Consider the following 23,058-nt stretch of genomic DNA (forward strand, 5'->3'; position numbering starts at 1 on the left):
CGGCGCCACCGCCACCGCCACCGCCACCGCCACCGCCACCGGAGGCTCGTTCGATGCGGACGCCCGGGCACTCGCCGCCCGTTCCGCCGTTGGAGTGCTCTGCCTCCGCCCGCCGCGACATCCGCGACGCTCGGCCGCCCCGTGCGCCGCGAGGCCCACTAGGTTCCTGCCGTGGACGAAACCAGGGCTTCGAACGGGCGCGAGCCGTCCGCCGGCGAGCGCGTCGCGACCCGCCTGGACGCACGGTTGCCGGTCACGGAGGCGGGCCGGGAGCTACTGCGCAAGGTCTTCCCGGACCACTGGTCCTTCCTGCTCGGCGAACTCGCGCTGTACAGCTTCGTGGTGCTGCTGCTGACCGGCGTCTACCTGACGTTCTTCTTCCAGCCGAGCATGAACGAGGTCATCTACCGGGGTGCCTACCTGCCGCTCGACGGCGTCCGGGTGTCCGAGGCGTACGCGTCCACCCTGCGGATCAGCTTCGAGGTGCGGGGTGGGTTGATGATCCGTCAGATCCATCACTGGTCGGCGCTGCTGTTCGCCTCCGCGATCGGTGTGCACCTGCTGCGGGTGTTCTTCACCGGGGCGTTCCGCCGCCCGCGCGAGCTCAACTGGGTGATCGGGGTGACGCTGTTCAACCTCGCGCTGCTGGAGGGGTTCTCCGGCTACTCGCTGCCGGACGACACCCTCTCCGGCACCGGCCTGCGGATCGCCGAGGGCGTCCTGCTGTCGGTGCCGCTGGTCGGCAGCTACCTCACCCTGTTCGCCTTCGGCGGCGAGTTCCCCGGCCACGAGGTCATCCCCCGGCTGTTCACCGTGCACGTCCTCCTGGTCCCGGGCCTGCTGCTGGCCCTGCTCGGGGCGCACCTGACGCTGGTGGTGGTGCTGAAGCACACCCACTGGGCCGCCCCCGGCCGCACCAACCGCAACGTGGTGGGGATGCCGTTCTTCCCCCAGTTCCTCACCCGCACGGTGGGCCTGATGTTCGCGGTGGGCGGCGTGATGGCGCTGTCGGCCTTCCTCGCCGAGGTCAACCCGATCTGGCGGTACGGCTCCTACCGCCCCGACGTGGTCGGCACGGGCGCGCAGCCGGACTGGTACATCGGCTTCATCGAGGGGGCGCTGCGCCTGATGCCGGCCACCGAGACCAGGCTGCTCGGGCACACCGTGTCGTGGAACGTGTTCCTGCCCGCCCTGGTGGTGCCCGGTCTGCTGTTCGCGGCGCTGTACGCCTACCCCTTCGTCGAACGGTGGCTCGACCCCGGGACCGGCGAGCACCACCTGTGCGACCGCCCCCGCAACCGGCCCACCCGCACCGCGCTGGGCACCGCCGGGATCACCGTCTACGCGGTGCTGCTGATCGCCGGCGGCAACGACGTCATCGCGTACGCCTTCGAGCTCTCCGTGAACGCGCTCACCGTGGTGCTGCGGACGGCCCTGGTGGTGCTGCCGCCGGTGGTCTTCGTGCTCACCCGGCGCCTCTGCCTGGCCCTGCAGGCCCGGGACCGCTCCCGGCTGCTGGACGGCGACGAGACCGGTCGGATCGACCAGTCGCACGACGGCGGTTTCTCCGGCCACCGCCGCCCGGTACCCGAGGCCGAGCGGTACGTGCTGCTGGCGCGCTCCGCGGCGGATCCGGTCACGGCCCTTCAGGGGGCGCCGCGGCACGAGCGGGTACGGGCCGCGGTGAGCTCCTGGTTCCACCGCGACCGGGTCGAACTCCCCTCCACCGAGCGGGAGTCGGAGCGGATGGCGGCCGTCCTCACCGCCCCGGCGCACCCCGCTCCACCGGCCGTCCTGGCGCCCGCACCCACACCGGGCGGCCCGCTCCGGCGGCTGCTGCGCCGGTTCAGCCCGCGTCCTGGTCGCGGTACTGGAAGATGAAGCCGGCGACGGCGAACGCGACTACCAGGGCGCCGACGACGATCAGCCACCGGGCGAAGACCAGTCCCAGGGCGAAGACCGTCACACCGACCGCCGCGAGGACCGGACAGCCGCTGCGGGCCGGGAAGAACCCCACCGGCCCGGCAGCCTCGGCGATCTCGGCCTCCTTGCGGTCCTGCGCCCGGCCGCCGCCCAGCCGCCGGTGCTGGACGAACCAGAACAGCGCGACCAGGCCGGACATCAGGAACGCCACCGCCAGGATCGCCTTGCCGGCCGGCTCCCGGGCCCAGAGGCCGTAGACCAGTCCGGTCACCGCGAAGAACGCCGTCATGATGGCGAACAGCCATCCCTCCGCCTTCACCGCCCGCTCCCCCGCCCGCCTGAACGGCCGTTCGGCACACCGGCGTTGCCGCTCGACGGCTCCTCCGACGGCACCTCCGGATGGTGCAGGTCGAAGGCCGGCGACTCGGAGCGGATCCGGGGCAGCGCGTGGAAGTTGTGCGACGGCGGCGGGCTGGAGGTGGCCCACTCCAGCGACCGGCCCCAGCCCCACGGATCGTCCTCGGCGACCTTCTCGCCGTACCTGGTGGTCCGCCAGACGTTGTAGAAGAACGGCAGGTTGGAGATCCCGAGCAGGAACGAGCCGATCGAGGCGCAGACGTTCAGGGCCGTGAAGTCGTCCACCGCCAGGTAGCTCGCGTAGCGGCGCGGCATCCCCTGGGCGCCGAGCCAGTGCATCACCAGGAAGGTGGTCTGGAACCCCGTGAACAGGATCCAGAAGTGGACCTTGCCCAGCCGCTCGTCGAGCATCTTCCCGGTGAGCTTCGGCCACCAGAAGTAGAAGCCCGCGAAGGTGGCGAAGACGACCGTCCCGAACAGTACGTAGTGCAGGTGGGCCACCACGAAGTAGCTGTCGGTGACGTGGAAGTCGATCGGCGGCGCGGCCAGCAGCACCCCGCTCAGCCCGCCGAACAGGAAGGTCACCAGGAAGCCGATCGACCAGAGCATCGGGGTCTCGAAGGACAGCGAGCCGTTCCACATCGTCCCGACCCAGTTGAAGAACTTCACCCCGGTGGGCACCGCGATCAGGAAGGACATCATCGAGAAGAACGGCAGCAGCACCTGGCCGGTGGCGAACATGTGGTGGGCCCACACCGACATGGACAGCGCGGTGATGGCGATGGTCGCGCCGATCATGCCGTAGTAGCCGAACAGCGGCTTGCGGCTGAACACCGGGATGATCTCGCTGATGATGCCGAAGAACGGCACCGCGACGATGTACACCTCCGGGTGGCCGAAGAACCAGAACAGGTGCTGCCACAGCAGCGCCCCGCCGTTCGCCGCGTCGAAGGCGTGCGCGCCGAACTTGCGGTCCGCCTCCAGGCAGAGCAGTGCGGCGGTCAGCACCGGGAAGGCCAGCAGCACCATGACGGAGGTGAACAGCACGTTCCAGGTGAAGATCGGCATCCGGAACAGCGTCATGCCCGGCGCCCGCAGGCAGGTGATGGTGGTGATGAAGTTGACCGACCCGAGGATGGTGCCGAGGCCGGCCACCACCAGGCCGAGCGCCCACAGGTCCCCGCCCGCCCCGGGCGAGAACAGCGGCCCGTTCAGCGGCGCGTACGCGAACCAGCCGAACGAGGGCGCGCCCCCGGTGGTGAGGAAGCCGCTCAGCACCATCAGCCCGCCCAGCAGGAAGGCCCAGTAGGTGAAGGCGTTCAGCCGGGGGAAGGCGACGTCCGGCGAGCCGATCTGCAGCGGCATGATCGCGTTGGCGAACCCGGCGAAGGTCGGGGTGGCGAACAGCAGCAGCATGATCGTGCCGTGCATGGTGAACAGCTGGTTGTACCGCTCGTTCGACAGCAGCCCGGTGTCCGGCCCCATCAGCTGGGCCCGCATCAGCAGCGCGAGCACGCCTCCGACCAGGAAGAAGCCGAAGGCCGTCGCCAGGTAGAGGTTCCCGATGACCTTGTGGTCCGTGGTGAACAGCCAGCGCAGCAGCGTGCTGCCCTGCCGGACCCGCGCCCGGGTGCGGTCCTGCGCCCGGGGCGGCGCGGTGGACGAAGCGCTCATGGAACCTCCGCAGCGGAGCCGGTGACGCCCCCGTCGCGGCGCCGACCCCCTCCCCGGCCCGGCGGAGGGCCCGCCCTCGCACGCCATCGCCGACCCTAGCGGCGGCGGCCCCGGCCGCCGGGGCGCCACGCGGTACGGCCCTTCGACCGGGCGCGGCGCCGTCCGGGGCTTCGGGCTCAGCGCTCCCGCAGGTCGGGGACCACCTCGCGCAGCCGCTCGGCGCCGAGCGCGCCCGCCCGCAGCAGGACCGGCACCTCGCCGGTGACGTCCACGATCGAGGAGGGCACGGCGGCCGCGGTCGGGCCCCCGTCTAGGTAGACGGCCACCGAGTCGCCGAGCATGCCCTGGGCGGCGTCGCAGTCCTGCGGCGAGTCGTGCCCGGTCAGGTTCGCGCTGGAGACGGCCAACGGTCCGGTGGCGTTGAGCAGTTCGATGGCGACCGGGTGCGCGGGCATCCGCACCGCGACCGTCCCGTTGGTCTCGCCGAGGTCCAGCTCGACCGACTCCAGGTGGCGGGCGACCACGGTCAGCCCGCCCGGCCAGAACTCCTTGACCAGCTGCCGGGCGCGCTCCGTCACCTCGACCAGCCCGTCCAGCGCCTCCGGGGAGCCGACCAGCACCGGCGAGGGCATGTTCCGGCCCCGGCCCTTGGCCCGCAGCAGGCGGTCGACCGCCTCCGGTGCGAAGGCGTCGGCGCCCACGCCGTACACGGTGTCCGTGGGCAGCACGACCAGCTCACCGCGGCGCACCGCGGCCACGGCCTCGCGCAGCCCGGCCGCGCGCTCGGACGGGTTCGAGCAGTCAAAACGACGAGTCATCAGGGGTCTCCACCAGCGGGCCGCGGGCCCGCACCGTTCCTCCGGCCCGGCCACCTCTCCGACCGGACACGTCCTGGTCAGCCTACCCGTCCCGGCCCCGCCGCCCGGCCGGGCCCGGGTCCGGCCGGCTCGGTCGCCTCCGCCGCTCGGGTGGCGCGGGGCGGGAGCGCCGTAGCGGGCCGTGGTCCCCGGGGGCGGGCCGTGGTCCCCGGGGGCGGGCCGTGGCGGGCGGACGTAGGTTGCGGACATGACCAGTGACGAGACCGTCCCGGGCGTGGGAGTGCGCCCGCTGGACGAGGTGTTCGCCGCGATCGACAAGGTCAACCGGCACCCGCGGCCCTGGACCGGCTTCGAGCACGGCGTGCTCGGCGCCTACCGGTGGGCCGCCGGCGCCCAGGTCGCGGCCCCGGTCACCGCCGCGGCCACGGCCGCCGCGACGGCCGGCGCCACCGGTCCGTGCCACGCCCAGCTGCTGGCCGAGTGCCAGGCCGCCGCCGTCCACCTCCACCGGGTCCGCGCCCAGGGGTCGGACCACAGCTACGTGCTCGGCGTCCACCGGGCCCTGGCCTGGCTCTGCGGACTGCACGAGGACCGCCCCTGAGCGGGGCGGTCCGGTGCGTCGGGCGGCCAGCGCACGGCACTGAACAGGGGTCAGCCCGGGTCAGTAGTAGTGCCGGCGGCCGCCGACGGCGTGCCCGAGTGCCCCGGCGACCCACAGGACCAGACCGATCGCGACCAGCACGATGCCGATGGTCCACAGGATCCAGATGCCGGTGACGAAGCCGATGATGAGCAGGATGACACCGAGGACTGTCACGAGGGTCTCCAGGGTTGACGGGTGGCTGGCGACGGGGGCGGCCTCGTCGGCTCGAACCGGCCTGGGCCTTCCCCGGGGAGCGGGCCGGTCCCGCCCGGCCCGGCTCCACACCCCACGCGTGTACCGCGCCGCCGCCCGGGCAAACAACCGGCCCGTCATTCCCTCTCAGCGCCGGTGGCGGCCGCGCCGGCGGCGGGGCGGGGCGGCCATCCGGGGCGCGGGCAGGAAGAGCCGGGCCAGCTCGCGGCCCAGGTTGACGCCGATGGCGAGGGCCATCGCCATCGCGCCGGCCCGCCCGATGCCGCTCAGCCCGACCTCGGGCTCGCCCCGCACGAAGGCGAGCATCCCGAAGTACAGCACCGAGCCGGGCAGCAGCGGCCCCAGCGCGGCGGTGATGTGCGGCAGCGCCGAGCTACCCCGGCAGCGCGCCATGAGCTGGCCGGACAGTCCCACCAGCCCCGCCGCCAGGCCGGTGGCCAGGATCGGCTCGCCGCCCGCGTTCACCAGCACCCCGTACGTGGTCCAGCCGGCCGCGCTGTTCAGCAGAACCGCCGGCAGGGTGCCCGGCTCGGTGTTCAGCAGCACCGCGAACGCCAGGGTCAGGAGCACCGCGGCGGCGAGCTGCAACGGCGGGTTCACCGCCCCGGTCGGGACGTCCTGGGCGGCCAGGTCGGCGCCGTTGTTGACGCCGACGTAGAGCACCGTCATCACCCCGATCACCACCCCGGCCATCAGGTACAGCGCTTCGAGCAGCCGGGCGGCGGCGGTGAGGTAGAAACCCGCCAGGCCGTCCTGGGCCGCCGCCACCATGGGCCACCCCGGCAGCACCGCGTACAGCCCCCCGGTGATCACCACCGATCCACGCAGGTGCAGCCCGTTGAACGACAGCAGGATGCCGATCACGGCGGCGGGCACCGCCGCCACCACGAACTGGTAGAAGGCCGGGAGGTCGTGGCGTGCCACCAGCGCCGAGAGCCGCTCGCCCGCCAGCGCGGCGACGACGGCGCTGGCGAACACCAGCCAGGCCCGGGCGTCGGCCCGGCCGCCGATCAGCAGGGTGGCGGCCCCGGCCATCCCCCCGCAGCAGAGCACGAACAGCCGGCCCGAGTAGCGGCGGCTGTGCCGGCGGGCCGCCACCAGCCGGCCGTGCGCCTCCCGGACGGCCATCCCGCCCACCGTGATCTCGATGACCAGCCGGAACACGGCCGCCAGCCGCGCGTAGTCGACCGCCGGGCGGCGGACCGAGCACTCGGCCGTCAGCGAGGGCTCCGACGGGCCGGGCTGGTACGAGATCGCCACCCGGGTGAAGGTGACCTGCGGGTCGCACGGGTGGAGCCGGTAGGCGTGCGCGACCGCGAGCATGGCCGCCTCGACGTCCTCCGCGGCCTCGCCGCTGGCCAGCAGCAGCTCGCCGACCAGCAGCGCGAGCTCCAGCACCTGCGCCGGTTCGACACCCGCCGGCGGCTCCGCGCCGGCCCCCTCCGGCCCGGGCTGCCGATCGGCCGTCGGGGTGCGCAGCAGCGGCAGCATCATGTCGGGCCAGGGGGCCGCGGTGCCGTCGCCGTCCGGTCCGGACCGGGCGCTCGTCTCGCGCCGTCCGGGCGCGGGGGCCTGCGGCGGCACCCGTCCGGGCCGGGTGGGCCGCCCTTCCGGGCCGGCGGGCGCGCCGAGCTGCTCGTGTTCCGTCATCGCGACTCCCTGACCCCACCCCCTCCGTCAACAACGTGCAGCCGTTCAACTACCCGGAGTGACGCTGCGGCGAACGCGCCACACCCGGCACACCCGTACGGACCGGAGCACGACCCGCCGTACACGCCCCGTCGCCCCGCGCGTGCCGACCTCGGGGGCGGGGCCGACCGGCCGCCGGGCTCCCGGACGGTGCACAAGGAGCGCGCCAGGCTTGGCGAGTCGAGGACCGCCGGCCGGAGTTCGACCCACGACATGTCCTCCGGCCGGCGCGGCGGACAGCGCTCGCACCGGGGCGCCCGGGGCCCGACCTACGACCAGCTGTACAACGAGGCCAGGCAGCGCGGCATCAAGGGCCGCTCCACGATGAACAAGAGCCGGCCGGCGCACGCGCTCGGCCGCTGAGCGGCGCGCGCCACCCCAGGAGGTGCCCCGATGACCGTCCCGATGCCCCCGGATCCGGACACCCGGCCGGCCCCCGGCCCCGGTCCCGACCCCACGCCTCGGCCGGGCGAGCCCGATCCCGCGCCGCCGCCGATCCCGCCGTTCCCGCCGTTCCCGCCGCCGGAGCCGCTGCCGGACCCCGACCCGCCACCGCTTTCCCAGCCGCACGCCGGGCAGGCCTGAGGCCTCGGCGCGGTACCGCCGATGCCGGTCGGGGCGGCAGCGCGGGCGGTCAGAAGCGCGGGCGATCAGAAGCGCGGTGCCAGCAGGCCTTCCAGCTCGGCTTCGAAGAGCAGTGCGGGCCGGAAGCCCATACCGGTGAAGTGCCCGGCGAGCTCCAGTGACAGCACGCCGTGCAGGCGGGTCCAGAAGGCCAGGAAGCGGTGCAGCACCTCGGGCGGGGCCGGCTGATCGCCCGCCCAGCCCCGATGGCCCAGCAGGTGGGTGGCGAACGGCGCCTGCGGGATCTCCGGCCCGGCCGGGGCGAGCGCCGCGCAGGCGTCGACCAGCGTCCGCATCACCTCGTCGGCGATGGCGGTGGTGTCCTCCGGTGCGCGGTAGCCGGGCACCGGGGTGCCGTAGATCAGGAAGTACCGCTGGGGGTCGGCCAGCGCCCACTCGCGCAGGACGTGGGCGAGCCCGGCCAGGTCGGCGCCCTCGGCTGCGGCCGCGCCGAGGGTGTCGGCGAGGCTGCGGTACGCGTCCCGGACGAGTTCGGTGATCAGCTCGTCGCGGCCGGCGAAGTAGCGGTAGAGCGCCGGGCCGCTCAGGCCCATCCGCTTGGCGATCGCGTTGACGGAGAGCGCCGAGGCGCCGGCCGTGGCGATCTGGTCCCAGGCGTGCGCCTTGATCTCCTCGCGCACCTGGGCCCGGTAGCGCTCGCGCGGGGTGTCCGCGCCCGTCCCGGCCATGCTTCGCCCCGCCCCCCGAGTCACCCGACTACATGTTCACGCTTCCGTTAGAAGGTATCACGGAACCTGTTGACCCCTCAGGGCTCGGGGAGTTACAACTTCTAACGAAGGCGTGAGCATCTAGCTTGCGGCGACCGTGCCGCTCCCGACGGCCGACCAGTGAATGGGGAGTTCCATGTCCGCCACCCGCACCACCGGCACCCGCAGCATCCGCACCACCGGCATCCGCAGCGCCCTCCTGACCGTCCCGCTCGCCCTCGGCCTGCTCGGCACCGTCGCCGCGCCGGCCGGGGCCGCCACCGCCCACCGCCCCGGCTCCTCGCTCACCTGCCGCGGGGCGGGCGTCGACCCCGACGCCCGGGTCCGCTACCGGACCGGGACCGTGATCCACGCGCCACTGCGGACCGTCTGGCGGCTCCAGACCGACGTGGAGCGCTGGCCCGGCTGGCAGGCCCCGGTGCAGAGCGCCGAGCGCCTCGACGGCGGCCCGCTGCACCCGGGTTCGGTGTTCCACTGGACCACCCCGCTGCCCCCGAACCCCGCCTCGACCGACCCCGTCCTGGAGATCACCTCCACCGTCCGGCAGCTGCGGCCCGGCTCCTGCATCCGCTGGACCGGCCCGGCGGTCGCGACCGGCCTGCGGATCGACGGCGTGCACGTGTGGAACTTCACCGAGGTGCCCGGCGGCGTCCTGGTGCGCACCGAGGAGACCCACACCGGCCCCCAGGTCGACGCCAACGTCCCCGCCGCCACCGACATCCTCCGCCAGGGCCTCGAAGGCTGGCTGCACGACCTGAAGACCGCCGCCGAGGCCGGCGCCGCCCAATAGCACCGCCGCGCCGGCGAACCGCCGGGCTTCCCCGCGCGGGATCGGGACCCGGAAGAGCCCGGCCACGCACGGAAGTCCCCGGGCCGCGCATGGAAGCCCCCGACCGGGGCAGACGCCGCCCGGGGCGGACTTCGCCCCCGTCGACGAGAGGAGGCACCCGCTGTGGGTACCGAGAAGAAGCTGCACAACATGGCGGAGAAGGCGAGCGGCAAGGCCAAGGAAACCGCCGGGCGGGCCACCGGCGACCGCTCGACCGAACTCAAGGGCAAGGCCGAGCAGGTGAAGAGCGACCTGAAGCAGGCCGCGGAGAAGGTCAAGGACGCGGGCAGGCATTGACCCGGCACCCGGCGGTCGCCCCGGGCGGCCACCGGGTGTCCGCGCATCCACCGCACCCCGCAGAGGAGTCGGATCCCGTGAACGACCAGCACGAACCAGTCCCCAGGGACTCCCCGGTCCCGGTCGAGACCCCCGAGTCCCGGATGACCGGCGAAAGCGCGCCGCGGTCCGGACACGAGGAGGAGAAGGGGCGTCAGCAGGGCGCCGAGTCCGAGACCACCGCGCCGGCCCACGACCCTGACCCGCACGAGCCGCCGGACTGAGCAACTGCCTTGCGCCGCAGTTGCGGTGACCACAGGTTCGCCCGTTCCCGTTGCGGCGGGGGTCACCCACCGGCGGACCGAAGCCGGGCCGACCGACACCCGGCCGGACCGACCCCGGCCAACGGCTCCGGACGCCCGCTCAGGGGGCGAGCAGCCCCTGCCGGCCCGCGTACTCCCCGAGGCCGTCGGCCGTCTCACCGGCCCAGCCGACGAAGCCGTCGGGCCGGACCAGGAAGACGCCGGTGCCGTACGCCGCGTAGGCCGGGATGCGGACCACCGGGGCGGTGACGTCGGGCAGCGGCGCGTCCGTGCCGACGGTGAGCAGCGTCCAGTGCGGCCCGCGGAAGGCGTCGAACAGCCGGACGCCGCCCCGCCGGCCGTCCGGGGCGCGGTCGCCGGCCCGCAGCGCGTCCGCCGGGAGGTTCCGGCGGGTCTCCACCGAGAGCGTGGACTCCCGGTAGCCGAGGCCGAGTTGCTGGGTCGCCCGGCCGCGGCGCTGCTCGCCGCGGTGGACCCGGGTGGAAAGCTCCAGCATCGCCGCCGCGTTGCTGCGGCGCTCCTCCTGGTAGCTGTCGAGCAGTTCCTCCCCCGCTCGTCCGGCCAGCACCGCGGCCAGCTTCCAGCCCAGGTTGTAGGCGTCCTGGACGCTGGTGTTCAGGCCCTGCCCGCCGGCCGGCGAGTGGACGTGCCCGGCGTCGCCCGCGAGGAACACCCGGCCCGCGCGGAAGCGGTCCGCGAGTGCCGCGCGCGGGCGGAACTCGGAGATCCAGCGCAGTTCGGTGACCTGCTCGGCGGTCAGGTGGGAGCGGGCCGCGACCACCTCGCGCAGTCCGTCGAGGGTGAGGTCGACGGCCGCGCCCTCCGGGAACCGGGCGACCAGCTGGAAGTCCTCGGTACCGCCGAGCGGGCAGATCGCCAGCAGCCCCTCGGCGGACCGGAACACGTGCCAGTGCTCGCGGCCCAGGCCGTCGATCCGGACGTCCGCGACCAGCATCGGGTCCGGGTCGACGGTCTCGCCGGTCATCCCGATGCCGAGCAGCCGCCGCACCGTCGAGCGCCCGCCGTCCGCCGCGACGACGTACCGCGCCCGGACCGGGCCGCCGGCGGCGAACTCGGCGGTCACGCCCTCCTCGTCCTGCGTCAGGCCGACCAGCTCCCGGCCGAACGCGGCCTCGCCGCCCAGCTCGCGCAGCCGCCCGTACAGCACCTGCTGGGTGCGCCACTGGGGCAGCATCAGCGTCTCGGTGTACGGCTCGGCCTCGGAGGGCTCGGTCGGGTCGTACATCCGGTGCTCGCCCTGGGGTTCGCCGTCCTGCCAGATCAGGTTGGGCGGGTAGTGCCCCGCCACCGCGCGGACCCGGTCGAGCACGCCGAAGTCGTCGAACACCTCCAGGGTGCGCGGCTGGAGACCCTTGCCGCGCGAGCCGGGGAAGAGTTCCGCGCCGCGCTCGACCACCAGCGCGGCGACGCCGTGCCGGGCGAGGTCCAGCGCCAGGGCGAGTCCGGTGGGCCCGGCACCGACGACCAGGACGTCCGTGTGCATGCCGCGAGAAGTCACGGCAACCTCCTTAACGTTGTTAAGTAGCCGTTGCCGACAGCCTGCACTTAACGGCGTTAAACTGTCAACCGTGACCCCGCAGAGAACCCCCAAGCTCGACCGCGCCCAGGTCGTCGACACCGCGCTGAACCTGCTGAACGAGGCCGGCCTGGACGGCCTGACGCTGCGCGCCATCGCCACCCGGCTCGACGTCAAGGCACCCGCGCTGTACTGGCACTTCAAGGACAAGCAGGCGCTGCTCGACGAGATGGCGACCGAGATGATGCGCCGCATGACCGGCCTGGCGGGGGAAGGCCCGCCTGCGGGCGACTGGCGGGAGAGCTACCTGAGGACGATGCGCACCCTGCGCGCCGAGCTGCTGCGCTACCGCGACGGCGCGAAGGTCTACAGCGGCGCCCGGTTCACCGACACCAGCTACGCGGCCGGCCTGGACGCCTCGCTGCGCGTGCTGGTCGAGGCCGGCTTCACCCCGACGGCCGCCACCCGGGCCTGGCAGACCGCCTACAGCTTCACCATCGGCTACGTCATCGAGGAGCAGGCGATGGGCCCCAACCCCTTCGACGGCGAGGAGGGCTACGACGTGGACGCCCGCGCCGAGCGCCTGGCCGCCCACCCCCTGGCCGCCGAGTCGGGCCGGGTGATGTTCCAGGACTTCGACGAGGGCTTCGAACAGGGCCTGGCGGCGATCCTCGCCGGGGTCGAGGCCACCCTGCTCGGCTGACGGCTCCGGCCCCGCCGTCGCGCACCGGCGCCCGCCGCGCCGTACCGGAAGACGACACCGCCGGGCCCGCACCAGGGCCCGGCGGTGTCCGTGCTTCGGAGGAGTTTCGACGTGGTGCGGTCGAGCGCGGCCGAGCGCGGTGAACGCGGTCGAGCGCCGTGGAGCGCGGTCAGGCGGTCATGAACTCGCCCGCCCGCAGCGCCCGCCGCACGATCCGAACATCCCCGACGTACCCGTGGAAGACCTTGTCCAGCACCCCCGCGTACGCGTACCCGCCCAGCATCCACGGCCGCCCCAGGGTGGTCAGTCCGACCGCGGGCGTCGCCGGGTTGCGCGCCACCTCGCAGCCGTCGACGTACATCCGGCTGAGCTTCCCGTCGTTGACCACCGCGACGTGCCACCACCGGTCCAGCGGCAGCTGGTGGCCCCAACAGGTCGACGCCCCGGTCTGGTTGAGCGGGTAGACGCACCACTGGAGGGCCGGCGCCTCGGAGACGCTCAGCGTGGCCACCGGCTCGTCGGCGTCCGTCCCCGGCCCGCTCCTGCCCGCCTCACCGGCCGTCCCCCACCGGCTGAGCAGGGCGGACCAGCGGCTCTGCGCGGAGTCCCAGTCGGCGGGCAGCTTGAAGAAGGCCTCGACGGTGAACCCGCGCTCGAAGGTCTCCCGGTTCAGCGGCGCGGTGGGCACGGTCTGCAGGTAGCCGCCGCGCACCGGCGAGCGGGTTCCCTTGAACAGCAGACTGCCGTGGCCGGGCTGGTCCGGGTGGTGCTCGGCGGACCAGCTGAGCGCGCCCTCGGGCGTGCCGGGGGCACCCTGCCAGAGCAGGTCGTTGCCCTGCCCGCTCAGGTCCTTGACGATCTGCTGCGGGGAGACGGCCGTGCCGTCCCCGCCGCCGTCGAACCGCCAGTAGGCCACCGTGTCGCGCACCAGCAGCTCGCCCGCCCGGCGCGCCGGGCGCTGCGGGACGGGCGCGAAGCCGGCGAACCGGCGGTCGAAGTCGATCGTGAGCGAGAAGCGGTCCACGTCCGAGGTCAGCTCGACGTGCTGGGCCGCCAGCGCGTTGCGCTCCTCGGCCGCGATCTGCTGGATCCACGGCGAGAAGGTCGACACGTCGACGGTGTTGCGGTCGAGATCGAAGCGGTACGCCCGGATCATCGCCGCGCCGCCGTAGTAGCGGTCCTGGTAGTTGGTGATGTGGACGTGCACGTCGTGGCCGGCCTTGTTCTTCAGCACGGTGCGGCCGGGCGGCCAGTAGTGCCCGTTGACGGTCAGGAAGATCTGGTCGTTGCCGTCGACCAGCCGCTCCCAGAGCCGCTTCCCGTTGTCGGAGAGCTCGGCGCGGCCGCTGTCGTCGGCGTACGCCAGGTCGTGGGTGGTCAGGATCACCGGGACCTTCGGGTTGGCCGCGATCACCCCGTTCGCCCAGGCGAAGCCCGCGTCGGAGAGCCGCCAGTCCAGCGAGAGCACCATCCAGTCGCGGCCGGCCGCCCGGAACACGTGGCAGGTGTTGTAGCCGTCCGGGCTGGACCCGCGGTACCCGGCGGTGCGGGCGGCCCTGGCCTTGCTGAAGGTCTCCAGGTACGGGGTGCTGCCGCGCTGGTCGTCGGTCGAGGAACGGACGTCGTGGTTGCCGGCGAGCACCCCGTAGGCCGCGCCCGCTTCGTCCAGCAGGCCGAACACCTTGGTGACGGCGGCGAACTCGACGGCCAGGCCGTTCTCGGTGACGTCCCCGAGATGGGACAGGAAGACGATGTTGTCGTCCGTCCCGTCCTCCCGGTTGACCCCGCCGTCCAGCACGTGGCGGACCGAGGCCTCCAGCGGCGCCGGGTGGATCCGGTCCTGGTCGAACAGGTACTGGGTGTCCGGCATGACCACGACGGTGAACTGCCGGGCGTCCGGGTCCGGCTGCCAACGCCCCTTCCCCCCGGCCTTCTTCGGCTTCTTCCCGGCCCCGCCGGCCTGCTCGGCCCCACCGCCCTGCTCGGGCCCGGCCGCCTGCGCGGGCACCGCACCGAGCAGGCCGAGACCGGCGGTACCGACCCCGGCGCCCACCAGACCGGCCCCGCGCAGGAATCGGCGCCGACTGGCCGCGGCCGGCCCCTCCCCGTCGAGGTCGGCGGTCCGCGGGCAGCCGCACTCGTGCTCGGTCGCCTGGATGTCGTGCATGTTCGCTCCCGGAAGTGGTGTGGGCCCCGACGGTAGGCACCGGGAGCAGTCGTGGATCATCGGCCGGGCCAAGCCCCGTTGAACAGCGGCCGAATCCACCGGGCGCCGGCGCCGCGATGGTCCCGCGCGGGCACCCGCGCGACCGCGGCCCGGCGCCGCGCGCCCGGGCGGGCCGGCAGCCGGTCGAAGGCCGGAGACGGCGATCTCGCCCTCGGGCCGGATGCGATCGGCCGGCCCTCGCCGTACCCGTGGCCGGCCACGGGTACGGCGGTGTCCGGCAGATCGACGTCGACGGCTCCCGGTCCGGCGCCGTCACCATCCCCGGGCAGGACCTCGCGCACGCGGGAGCCGTCACGTGGGACGGGAGCGCCACCGGGTCCGTCACCGTGGGCGGGCAGGACTGACCGAGCCGGGCCCCGGACAGTCGCGGGACCCGCCGAGTGCCGGGCCCGTGGGACCGGGTGTCGCCCTGACAACTCGCCGACTACGCGCTACTCGGCCGAGGTCTCTCTCTTCGCGGGTGCCGCCGGGATCCACAACATCGCGATCCTCGCCTCCGACCGCCGCCGCGGGTACGGCGGAGCCATCACCCTGGCCACGCTGCGCGCGGCCCACGACGCGGGCTACCGCACCGCGGTCCTGCAGGCGTCCCCGGACGGGGAACCCGTCTACCGCCGTCTCGGATTCCAGGCCTGCGGCCGGTTCACCGGGTACGCAGTCACCCCCTGAGCCCTCCGGCCGGGCCGGGGACAGCGGACAGCACCCACCCGGCCTCGCGGGACTCGCGCCGTCCTCGGACGCAGGAGAGGGCCTTCCGCCGACGCCGGTCAGGGACGCGGACCGGAAGGGCTCGTCCCTTCATGCCTGCTTCCGCCCAGCAGCGCATACCCGCAAAACTCCGGACCGCCGCGGCCGGGTCGACGGTCGGTGGTCCGGCTGTCCGGCTGCGGCTCGACCAGCGCCTACCGGCACCCGCCGACGTGTACCGGCGCCGGGCGCGGGTAGGCGCACCGACGGAACACCACCGATCGACTCCGTTCGGGGGTCGTCATGTCCGTACAACGCAGACCGAGCGTGCAGCACGGCGGCGGGGCCCGTCGCCGGAGCGGCGAGCGCCACGACTTCCCGCACACCTCGCAGGGCCCCGGCCGGACGACGCCGCAGCTGCGGCCCGAGGAATCGGTGCGCCAGGGCACCGAGCCGGTGACCGCCCGTTCTGACCTGGAGCTGCGGCGGCTGCTGTCCCGGGTCTTCCTGGTCCTGTTCGTCGGCGGGACGGTGGCCTTCGCCGTGCTGGCCGCGCTGGCCGGCCCGGGCCCCGCGCCCAACCGGGGGACCTACGCCTTCTTCGCCGCCCTGTGCGCCGGGTTCGCCGCCCTCGCCGGACTCGACCTGCTGGTGATCCGGCGCCGCCTGGCCGCCGGCCAGGGCCGCGACCGGACCGGTGCCCCGGGACGCCCGGGGGCCGAGCGTCGGGGCTCCGACCAGCAGGAGTGAGCCGGTGCCCGCACCGGGCCTGACCACCACCGGCCCACAACCATCCCACCGGGTCTGGCCCGGTGGCCGTTCGGCAGAGCCCGGGTTTGCATGGACTCACCGAGCCCCCAGCGATCCGGAGGTAGCGCCGTGTACGAGATGTGGGCCGAGCACGACCCGGCGGTCTCCCCGCCCGCCGTGGTGTGGCACGTGGTGGCGAAGGACGACGCGTCGTCCTCGCTCTGCGGGCGGTTCCTGGAGCCCTCCCAGCGCGTCGTCCCGGCAGCGGACGGTGCCGGTGCGGCCGGGCCGGACCGGTACTGCGACCCCTGCCTGGTCACCGTGCGCGAGGCCTTGGCCGCCACCACGCGGTGACCGTCCGTCGCGACGCCCGCCCGCGTCGCCTCCGCTCCTCCATCGCCTTCGTTGCGGCACGCATCGCCTTCGTTGCGGCACGCGTCCCGGCCTCGTGCTCAGGGCAGCGGCACCGCCATCAGGCACGGGTGCCGGCTGCCGGCTCCGGGAGAATCCAGGACGGTGGCCACCCCGCTGGCGATCTCCACCCGCAAGTCGCCTTCCGCACTCTCCCAGACCAGGCCCCCGTCGGGCCCCACGATCTGCGTCTCGTGCACGACGACCGAGCACAGTGGGGCGTGCCCGCCGATCGGGCCGGGGAGCGTCACCGCGTAACGGCGCGTGAGGCTTCTCATGTCTGCCTCCTTCTCCCCCCACCCTGCGTCATCGATTCTCCCCACATCCGACCGCTTGTACACGGAGGGCCACTGTCCTCCCGAGGGAGACCGGTGCCGCTTCGCGCCTGCCCCGGCCCCGCGCGTTTACACCCGGCAGACCGCCCGTGGGAGTGAACGGCGCCGAACCGGACCGGCGGCCCGGGCCGCTGGGCAGCCGCCGTCCCCGGGTGCCGGCCCGCCGGACCCGGGCGGGAGCGCCGGCCCGGGGCCCGTCCCCGTCCGGGGAGCACGTCCCCTCCGGCCTGCGGACGGCGGCCGGGTACACCTGGCGGCTGGCGCTGCTCGGACTCTTCGCCTACCTGGTCGTCGACGTCCTCGCCCGGCTCCAGCTGGTGGTCGTCGCACTGTTCGTGGCCCTGGTCATCACCTCCGTGCTGCGTCCGTTGGTCGACCTGCTGGCCCGGGGCACGCCGCGCTCGCTCGCCGTCGTGATCGCCTTCCTCTGCACCCTCGTGCTGGTCGGCGGGGTGCTGGCGCTGGTCGGCACGACCGTCGCCGACGAGTGGACCCGGCTGGGGAACGAGCTGCGCGGCGGGCTCTCCCGGATCGACCGCTGGCTCACCGGCGCCCCCTTCCACCTGCGCCCCGGCACCGTCACCGACCTGCGGGCCAAGATCGGCGCGTTCGTCTCGGCCCACCGCTCCGCCCTGGTCAGCACCGCGCTCAGCGGCGCCGGCCGGATCGTCGAGCTGGTCACGGGGCTGGCGCTCGCGGTCTTCTGCTCGGTGTTCTTCCTGCACTCCGGCGACCGGATGTGGTCCTGGGCGCAGCGGCAGATGCCGGCCCGGAGCCGGTCGGCCTGGGACCGTGCCGGTCGTACCGCCTGGCGCACCTTCGCGGGCTACACCCGGGGCGTGCTGATCGTGGCGGCCTCCAACGCCGTGCTGGTGGGCATCGCGCTCGCGATCCTGCGGGTGCCGCTGGTCATGCCGCTGATGCTGCTGGAGTTCGTGGCGACGCTCGTCCCGCTGATCGGCTCCCCGATCGCCCTGGCGATCGCCTCCGTGGTCGCGCTCGCCGCCCGCGGGCCGGTGATCGCCCTGCTGGTGCTCGCCCTGATCGTGGTCATCGGCCAGATCGAGGGCCACCTGCTGCATCCGCTGGTGCTCGGCTGGTCCGTCCGCATCCACCCGGTGGCCATCGCCGTGTCGGTGGCCGGCGGCACCGTGCTGGCGGGAATCCTGGGCGCGGTGGTGGCCGTGCCGGTGGTGTCGGTCGCCTGGGCGGTGCTCGGCGAGCTGCGCTCCCGTGGCGCATCCGGCGGCTCAGGGACGCGGCCCCTTGCTGCGGGCGATCGGTCCGGTCACCGACCGGACCAGGGCAGGCGCCAGGAATAGGGCGAGGGCAGCCGGCACGGTGGGTGAGTGCCCGGTGCTCCGCAACGGGGCCGCCTCCACTCCCCTCCTGGCCCCGCCGCCCCCTCCGAGCCCCGCCACTCCCCTTCTGGCCCCGCCCCCCGACGGGCCCGCCCCCGGACCGCGGCTGGTCCGCCCGGCCCTCCCGGTGGGGCCGTTGGGCCCTGGCCGCGCGGGGCGGGGGCGGGAATCCTGGTCGCCGGTATTGCGCCGGCTGGGAGTGGAAGGGCCTGGGATGGGCGAGTTGGTCACGGTGAGGGCGTTCGAGGGGCTGACCTGCGAGGGCCTGGCCGAGGCGCGGGCCCGGGTGGGCGCCGCGGCGGCGGCTCCGGGAGTGGGGACGCTGGTGGAGGCCCTGCGGGTCCGGCTCGCGGCCGTGGCCGGGGGTGTGCTGGCGCAGGTGAACGCCGAGGTGGACGGCCGGCGGATCCGCGTCCAGGAGGCCGCGGCCGGGCTCGGCGACTCGCTCGACCGGGTGAGCGACGCGCTGCGCGGCAGGATCAGGGCCGTCACCGGGGCCTGGGCGCCGCGCCCGTGGCCGGGCCACCGCGCCGCGGCCCCCATCGGGCCGGACGGCGGCGAGCTCCGCGAGCTCCGGGTGGTCCGGCACAAGGAGCCCTCGCTGGTCTGGTGCTCGCCGGAGGCCGCTGCCCGGACCATGGACGCGATGGACTACGACATCCACCTGTTCACCGATCCGGCGACCGAGACCGACGCCGTGGTCTACCGGGTCGGGCCGACCGGCTACCGCCTCGCCCGTACCGTCCCGGCCGGACCGGCGGGCCGCCGGACCTCGCCGATCACCCTCAGCCCGTACGGCGCGCCCCGGCTGACGCAGGCGCAGGCCGTCGACCGGCTGGCGGGCGCGGAGCTGCCGTTCCTGTTCTTCGCGCACCCGGTCACCGGCCGGGGCCGGGTGCTCTACCGCCGCTTCGACGGTCGGCTCGGCCTGATCGCCGGGCACGTCTGACGGGCCCTGACCGGAGCCCGGGGCCGCTCCTGCCGATCGGCCCGGAACCGCGCCGCGCCCCCGCCGGGCAGTCGCTCGACGGGGCGCGGCGCGTGCCGGGGGCCGGTCGTCACATGTTGATCATGTGGCCGGCCAGGCCGTGGATGGCCTCCTTGACGGCCTCGCCCAGGGTCGGGTGGGCGTGCACGTTGCGGGCGACCTCGTGGACGGTCAGGTCCCACTGCTGGGCCAGCGTCAGCTCCGGCAGCAGCTCGGTGACCTCGGGGCCGATCAGGTGGGCGCCGAGCAGCTCGCCGTGCGTGTTGTCGCTGATGACCTTGACGAAGCCGATCGGGTGGCCGAGGCCGTGCGCCTTGCCGTTGGCGGTGAACGGGAACTTGGCGACCTTGACGTCGTAACCCAGCTCGCGCGCCTGGGCCTCGGTGTACCCGAAGGAGGCGATCTGCGGCTGGCAGTAGGTGGCGCGCGGGATCATGACGAAGTCGACCTCCATGGTCTCCGCCCCGCCGATGGTCTCGGCGGCGATCACGGCCATCGTCTCGGCGGCGTGCGCGAGCATCAGCTTGGCGGTCACGTCGCCGATCGCGAAGATGTGCTCGACGCTGGTGCGGCCGCGGCCGTCCACCGCGATGGCGTTGCGGTCGGTGAGCTTGACCCCGGTGTTCTCCAGGCCGTAGCCGTTGACCCGCGGCGCGAAGCCGATCGCCTGGAGCACCTTGTCGGCCTCCAGCACCTGCTGCTGCCCGTCCTTGGTGACGGTGACCCGGACCTTGGCGTTCGGGTCGCTGTCGTCGATCGACTCGACCCGGGTGGAGGTCAGCACCTCGATGCCCAGCTTGCGGTACTGCTTGGCGAGTTCGGTGGAGACCTCGACGTCCTCCAGCGGCACCACGCGGTCCAGGAACTCGACGATGGTGACCTTCACGCCGTAGTTGTGGAGCACGTAGGCGAACTCGACGCCGATCGCGCCGGCGCCCGCGATGATGATGCTCTCCGGCAGCTGCTCGGTGAGGATCTGCTCCTCGTAGGTGACCACGCGGTCGCTCAGGCTGGTGCCGGGCAGCAGGCGGGTGGTGGCACCGGCGGCGATGACGCAGTTGTCGAAGGTGACGACCTCGAAGCCGCCGCCGCTCAGCGCGACCTGGAGGGTGTGCTCGTCGACGAAGGTGCCCCAGCCGTCGTACTCGGTGATGCCGTTCTTCTTCATCAGGTAGTGGACGCCCTTGACCCGGCCGTCGGCCACCGAGCGGCTGCGCCGGAAGGCCTCGCCGAAGTCGAAGGTCACCTGGCCCTCGACCTTGATGCCGAAGGTCTTGGCCTCCTTGGTGAAGATGTGGGCGAGCTCGGCGTTGCGCAGCAGGGCCTTGGAGGGGATGCAGCCGACGTTGAGGCAGACGCCGCCCCAGTACTTGGCCTCGATGACCGCGACCTTCAGGCCCAGCTGGGCCGAGCGGACGGCGGCTGTGTAGCCGCCGGGGCCCGCGCCGAGGACGACGACGTCGTAGTGCGTGCTCATGTTGCTGACTCCTCCGAGGATGTCACCGTGTCGTGATCTCGGTCCCATGGTGTCAGGACCGGACCCGGCGCACCCACCGGGTCTCGGCGGATGCGCTCCGCGCGGCACCGTACCGGTCCGCGACCGGATTGTCAGTGTCCTGCGCTACGGTGACCGCACCCACGGCCACCAGGGGCGATGAGGCGGGGAGGTCCCGGATGGAGCAGTCTCGGACGGAGCGGTCGGGTACGGCGGTCGGGTGGGCCCGGCGGACGGGAGCGGTGGCGGGCCCACCCGGGCGTCAGGCCGCCACTCCGCCGGAGTGGGCGTCGCTCGTGCCGCTGATACCGGGCGCCGCCTTGGCGGCCGGGCGCTGGGCCGGGACGGGCCGGTGGAGCGAGGAGAGGTCCCAGGCGTAGGTGCCGACGGCGTTCGCGATCACGTCGATGTTGACGTCGAAGACGCCCATGTCGATGTTGCCCAGGTTGTCGCAGGCCTTGTGGTAGCACCCGTCGTACGCGGCGCCGGCGGTGCCGCCGTAACGGGCCGCCTGCTCCGGGGACTTGACCTTCTCGGCGCCGGTGTCGGTGCCGCCGGCCGGGATGCCCGCGTCGATGAACGGACCGTAGTCGGAACGGCCGTCGAAGAGGGTCGGGTCGTGCGGCAGGCCCCGGCCGTCCAGGTAGCCGTTGATGTCCCGTTCCAACTGCGCCGAGCCCTCGGGGCCCGCGTCGCCGCCGGCGCTGCCCGAGCCGTTGTAGACGAACTGCGCGTAGTTGGGGGACGCGATCATGTCGAAGTTGAGGTAGAGGCCGATCTTCTTCTTCTCCGCGTCGGAGAGGGAGTTCACGTACGTCTCGGCACCCTTGAGGCCGAACTCCTCGGCCGACCACCAGGCGAACCTGACCTTGTTCTTCACCGGGTGGACACTGAGGTTCTTCGCGACCTCCAGGACGCCGGCCGTGCCGGAGCCGTTGTCGTTGATGCCCGGCCCCTCGGGGACGGAGTCGAGGTGCGCGCCGACCATCACGGTGTGGTCCGGGTCGCCGCCGCGGGTCTCGGCGATGACGTTCCAGGTCTTGCGCTGCTCCATGAAGGTCCGGATGTCCAGGGTCACCCGGACGGGCCCGGCGGCGGCCTGCGCGGCCAGGGCCTGGCCAGCGGCCTGGGTGATCCCGCCGGTCGGGATCCGCCCCGCCGTCGGCTCGCTGAGCGTCCCGTTCAGGGTGCCCTCGGTGTTGTTGTAGATGATCGCCCCGGTCGCGCCGACGGCGGCCGCGGCGGCCTGCTTCTCGGCGAAGGAGCATCCGCCGCGCCGGATCAGGGCGATCTTGCCGGTGAAGGCGCCCGACGGGTAGTCGGCGGGCGTGCAGCCGGTGGTGGCGCCGACCGGGGCGACCGCCAGGTCCGCGGTCAGGCCCGCCTCCGGGCCGCCCACCGAGTACGTCATGGCGATCACCGGCACCGATTCGGCCTTCGGGGAGACCACGTCGAGGCGCTCGGAGCGGGCCTCGAAGAAGGTGTACACGAACTCCTGCTTGGACACCTTGAGCCCGGCCCGGCGCGCCTGCTCGTAGACGTACTGCGCGGACTGGTCGTGCCCCTTCGAACCGGCCACCCGGGTACCGCCGTTGCGGTCCGCGATCAACTGGAGCGCGGCCAGCGTGGCCCGAGCGTCCCGGGCACTGCTCGCCTCGACCAGCCGGGAGGCCAGCTTGGCGCCCTTGCGCGCCGGGTCCGGGTCGGCCGAGGCACTGCCGGCGCCGGCCAGCAGCAGCGGGGCGACCAGCGCGGCGACGGTCAGGGCGGCGCCCGCGCCACGCCGGGTGACGGCGGTTCGCGGGCGCCCTGTGGAGGTGGCGGGGTCCTCCGGGACGGAGCGGTCGAGCGGGGAGGTGGGGCGACGGGTGCGCAGCATCAAGGGAGCTCCATCCGACGGGCCGTGAAGGTCATGAGGGTCATGATTTGACATGACCGGAATCCCGTTGCCAAGCCTTTACGCAGACCTTGCGAGATGCGGGTCGTGGCGCGCGCGGTGATATTGGAGGGGTGGGGGCGTCTCATCCAGGAGTGTGACCAGATGTCCATGATGGATAAGCTCAAGAACCTGCTGAAGGGCCACGAGGAGCAGGCCGACAAAGCCGTCGACAAGGCGGGCGACACCGTCGACCAGCGCACCGAGGGCAAGTACAGCGGTCAGGTGGACGCCGGCCAGGAGCAGCTCAAGAACCAGTTCCGCGACCAGCCGCCGCAGCAGTAGCGGCTGCTGCCTCCCGCGGGCCGCCCCACCCGGGGCCGTCCGGCCGGCGCGGCGCCCTGGTCAGGCCTCCCGGGGCTCCGCCGCGTCCGGCGGGCCGCCTCCGCTCTCGCCGTCGGCTTCACCGTCGGCGCCGCAGTTCTCGCAGGGCCCCGGTCCGGGCCGCTCGCGCAGCCGTCCGCACTCCGGGCACACCCGGTCCAGCCAGCAGGCCGGCTCGCCGCCTTCGTCCATGGGGTCGATTCTGCC

General features: G+C 73.8%; 24 protein-coding genes and 1 pseudogene. 13 read left to right on the forward strand and 12 right to left on the reverse strand.

Going from position 1 to position 23,058, the window contains the following annotated elements; all coding sequences use genetic code 11:
* Positions 1–171: 171 nt before the first annotated feature.
* Positions 172–1,881 (forward strand): cytochrome bc complex cytochrome b subunit, encoded by a 1,710-nt coding sequence (locus ACFWJ4_RS08690; protein ID WP_380540895.1) that lies wholly within the window; start codon positions 172–174, stop codon positions 1,879–1,881.
* Here the strand turns inward: ACFWJ4_RS08690 and ACFWJ4_RS08695 are convergent.
* The 3 genes from ACFWJ4_RS08695 to ACFWJ4_RS08705 form a co-directional block, all read right to left on the reverse strand.
* Entirely contained in the window at positions 1,847–2,242 is a 396-nt protein-coding gene (locus tag ACFWJ4_RS08695; RefSeq protein ID WP_380540898.1) for a cytochrome c oxidase subunit 4, read from the reverse strand. The genes ACFWJ4_RS08690 and ACFWJ4_RS08695 overlap by 35 nt on opposite strands.
* Complete coding sequence (gene ctaD / locus ACFWJ4_RS08700; RefSeq protein ID WP_380540901.1) at positions 2,239–3,954, reverse strand: cytochrome c oxidase subunit I; 1,716 nt, start codon at positions 3,952–3,954, stop codon at positions 2,239–2,241. Before ctaD ends, ACFWJ4_RS08695 begins: the two co-directional genes overlap by 4 nt.
* Before the next feature lie 176 nt (positions 3,955–4,130).
* Positions 4,131–4,772: an L-threonylcarbamoyladenylate synthase gene (locus ACFWJ4_RS08705; RefSeq protein WP_380351512.1), complete on the reverse strand. Its 642-nt coding sequence runs from the start codon at positions 4,770–4,772 to the stop codon at positions 4,131–4,133.
* Positions 4,773–5,019: 247 nt separating this feature from the next.
* Here ACFWJ4_RS08705 and ACFWJ4_RS08710 point away from each other — a divergent pair, with 247 nt between their 5' ends.
* A complete protein-coding gene (locus tag ACFWJ4_RS08710; protein WP_380540904.1) occupies positions 5,020–5,373 on the forward strand; it encodes a hypothetical protein in 354 nt (117 codons plus the stop codon).
* Positions 5,374–5,433: 60 nt separating this feature from the next.
* On the opposite strand, the gene ACFWJ4_RS08715 is transcribed toward ACFWJ4_RS08710, so the two are convergent.
* Together ACFWJ4_RS08715 and ACFWJ4_RS08720 are read right to left on the reverse strand one after the other, a co-directional pair.
* Positions 5,434–5,589, reverse strand: a complete 156-nt coding sequence (locus ACFWJ4_RS08715; RefSeq protein ID WP_380540906.1) for a DUF6131 family protein — start codon at positions 5,587–5,589, stop codon at positions 5,434–5,436.
* A gap of 165 nt (positions 5,590–5,754) precedes the next feature.
* Positions 5,755–7,278, reverse strand: coding sequence for a threonine/serine exporter ThrE family protein (locus tag ACFWJ4_RS08720; protein WP_380540909.1), 1,524 nt, complete (start codon positions 7,276–7,278; stop codon positions 5,755–5,757).
* 180 nt (positions 7,279–7,458) lie between these two features.
* On the opposite strand from ACFWJ4_RS08720, the pseudogene ACFWJ4_RS08725 reads away from it, so the two are divergent.
* A pseudogene (locus tag ACFWJ4_RS08725) lies at positions 7,459–7,680 on the forward strand (plasmid stabilization protein); the annotation flags it as partial.
* A 287-nt stretch (positions 7,681–7,967) separates the two neighbouring features.
* Here ACFWJ4_RS08725 and ACFWJ4_RS08730 read toward each other — a convergent pair.
* Positions 7,968–8,630 (reverse strand): TetR/AcrR family transcriptional regulator, encoded by a 663-nt coding sequence (locus ACFWJ4_RS08730; RefSeq protein ID WP_380540910.1) that lies wholly within the window; start codon positions 8,628–8,630, stop codon positions 7,968–7,970.
* A 175-nt stretch (positions 8,631–8,805) separates the two neighbouring features.
* On the opposite strand from ACFWJ4_RS08730, the gene ACFWJ4_RS08735 reads away from it, so the two are divergent.
* The 3 genes from ACFWJ4_RS08735 (at position 8,806) to ACFWJ4_RS08745 (ending at position 10,058) form a co-directional block, all read left to right on the forward strand.
* Entirely contained in the window at positions 8,806–9,459 is a 654-nt protein-coding gene (locus tag ACFWJ4_RS08735) for an SRPBCC family protein (protein ID WP_380540912.1), read from the forward strand.
* A gap of 162 nt (positions 9,460–9,621) precedes the next feature.
* Positions 9,622–9,795, forward strand: a complete 174-nt coding sequence (locus ACFWJ4_RS08740; RefSeq protein ID WP_359903189.1) for a CsbD family protein — start codon at positions 9,622–9,624, stop codon at positions 9,793–9,795.
* A gap of 77 nt (positions 9,796–9,872) precedes the next feature.
* The gene (locus tag ACFWJ4_RS08745) at positions 9,873–10,058 is read left to right on the forward strand and encodes a hypothetical protein (RefSeq protein WP_380540915.1); all 186 of its coding nucleotides are present in this window, start codon (positions 9,873–9,875) and stop codon (positions 10,056–10,058) included.
* 139 nt (positions 10,059–10,197) lie between these two features.
* Here the strand turns inward: ACFWJ4_RS08745 and ACFWJ4_RS08750 are convergent, their stop codons facing one another.
* Entirely contained in the window at positions 10,198–11,601 is a 1,404-nt protein-coding gene (locus ACFWJ4_RS08750; protein WP_380540996.1) for an FAD-dependent monooxygenase, read from the reverse strand.
* An 85-nt stretch (positions 11,602–11,686) separates the two neighbouring features.
* Here ACFWJ4_RS08750 and ACFWJ4_RS08755 point away from each other — a divergent pair, with 85 nt between their 5' ends.
* Positions 11,687–12,337: a TetR/AcrR family transcriptional regulator C-terminal domain-containing protein gene (locus tag ACFWJ4_RS08755; RefSeq protein ID WP_380540918.1), complete on the forward strand. Its 651-nt coding sequence runs from the start codon at positions 11,687–11,689 to the stop codon at positions 12,335–12,337.
* 169 nt (positions 12,338–12,506) lie between these two features.
* On the opposite strand, the gene ACFWJ4_RS08760 is transcribed toward ACFWJ4_RS08755, so the two are convergent.
* Entirely contained in the window at positions 12,507–14,504 is a 1,998-nt protein-coding gene (locus ACFWJ4_RS08760) for a LamG-like jellyroll fold domain-containing protein (protein WP_380540920.1), read from the reverse strand.
* 248 nt (positions 14,505–14,752) lie between these two features.
* Between ACFWJ4_RS08760 and ACFWJ4_RS08765 the strand changes: the two genes are divergently transcribed.
* From ACFWJ4_RS08765 to ACFWJ4_RS08775, 3 genes are all read left to right on the forward strand, one after another.
* The gene (locus ACFWJ4_RS08765; protein WP_380540923.1) at positions 14,753–14,908 is read left to right on the forward strand and encodes a hypothetical protein; all 156 of its coding nucleotides are present in this window, start codon (positions 14,753–14,755) and stop codon (positions 14,906–14,908) included.
* Between the two features lie 646 nt (positions 14,909–15,554).
* The gene (locus ACFWJ4_RS08770) at positions 15,555–16,001 is read left to right on the forward strand and encodes a DUF6343 family protein (protein ID WP_380540926.1); all 447 of its coding nucleotides are present in this window, start codon (positions 15,555–15,557) and stop codon (positions 15,999–16,001) included.
* 129 nt (positions 16,002–16,130) lie between these two features.
* Complete coding sequence (locus ACFWJ4_RS08775) at positions 16,131–16,355, forward strand: hypothetical protein (RefSeq protein WP_359903204.1); 225 nt, start codon at positions 16,131–16,133, stop codon at positions 16,353–16,355.
* 98 nt (positions 16,356–16,453) lie between these two features.
* Here the strand turns inward: ACFWJ4_RS08775 and ACFWJ4_RS08780 are convergent, their stop codons facing one another.
* A complete protein-coding gene (locus ACFWJ4_RS08780) occupies positions 16,454–16,690 on the reverse strand; it encodes a DUF6296 family protein (RefSeq protein WP_380540929.1) in 237 nt (78 codons plus the stop codon).
* Between the two features lie 146 nt (positions 16,691–16,836).
* Here ACFWJ4_RS08780 and ACFWJ4_RS08785 point away from each other — a divergent pair, with 146 nt between their 5' ends.
* Together ACFWJ4_RS08785 and ACFWJ4_RS08790 are read left to right on the forward strand one after the other, a co-directional pair.
* The gene (locus ACFWJ4_RS08785; protein ID WP_380540932.1) at positions 16,837–18,069 is read left to right on the forward strand and encodes an AI-2E family transporter; all 1,233 of its coding nucleotides are present in this window, start codon (positions 16,837–16,839) and stop codon (positions 18,067–18,069) included.
* A 253-nt stretch (positions 18,070–18,322) separates the two neighbouring features.
* A complete protein-coding gene (locus tag ACFWJ4_RS08790) occupies positions 18,323–19,057 on the forward strand; it encodes a sigma 54 modulation/S30EA ribosomal C-terminal domain-containing protein (RefSeq protein WP_380540935.1) in 735 nt (244 codons plus the stop codon).
* A gap of 109 nt (positions 19,058–19,166) precedes the next feature.
* Here ACFWJ4_RS08790 and lpdA read toward each other — a convergent pair whose 3' ends face one another.
* Together lpdA and ACFWJ4_RS08800 are read right to left on the reverse strand one after the other, a co-directional pair.
* Positions 19,167–20,573 (reverse strand): dihydrolipoyl dehydrogenase, encoded by a 1,407-nt coding sequence (gene lpdA, locus ACFWJ4_RS08795; RefSeq protein ID WP_380540937.1) that lies wholly within the window; start codon positions 20,571–20,573, stop codon positions 19,167–19,169.
* Positions 20,574–20,853: 280 nt separating this feature from the next.
* The gene (locus tag ACFWJ4_RS08800) at positions 20,854–22,470 is read right to left on the reverse strand and encodes a M28 family peptidase (RefSeq protein ID WP_380540940.1); all 1,617 of its coding nucleotides are present in this window, start codon (positions 22,468–22,470) and stop codon (positions 20,854–20,856) included.
* A gap of 162 nt (positions 22,471–22,632) precedes the next feature.
* On the opposite strand from ACFWJ4_RS08800, the gene ACFWJ4_RS08805 reads away from it, so the two are divergent.
* A complete protein-coding gene (locus ACFWJ4_RS08805) occupies positions 22,633–22,812 on the forward strand; it encodes an antitoxin (RefSeq protein WP_380540943.1) in 180 nt (59 codons plus the stop codon).
* 60 nt (positions 22,813–22,872) lie between these two features.
* On the opposite strand, the gene ACFWJ4_RS08810 is transcribed toward ACFWJ4_RS08805, so the two are convergent.
* Positions 22,873–23,043 (reverse strand): hypothetical protein, encoded by a 171-nt coding sequence (locus tag ACFWJ4_RS08810; RefSeq protein ID WP_380540946.1) that lies wholly within the window; start codon positions 23,041–23,043, stop codon positions 22,873–22,875.
* Positions 23,044–23,058 lie beyond the last annotated feature (15 nt).

Source organism: Kitasatospora sp. NPDC127067, assembly GCF_042724755.1.
Lineage (GTDB): Bacteria > Actinomycetota > Actinomycetes > Streptomycetales > Streptomycetaceae > Kitasatospora > Kitasatospora lactacystinica.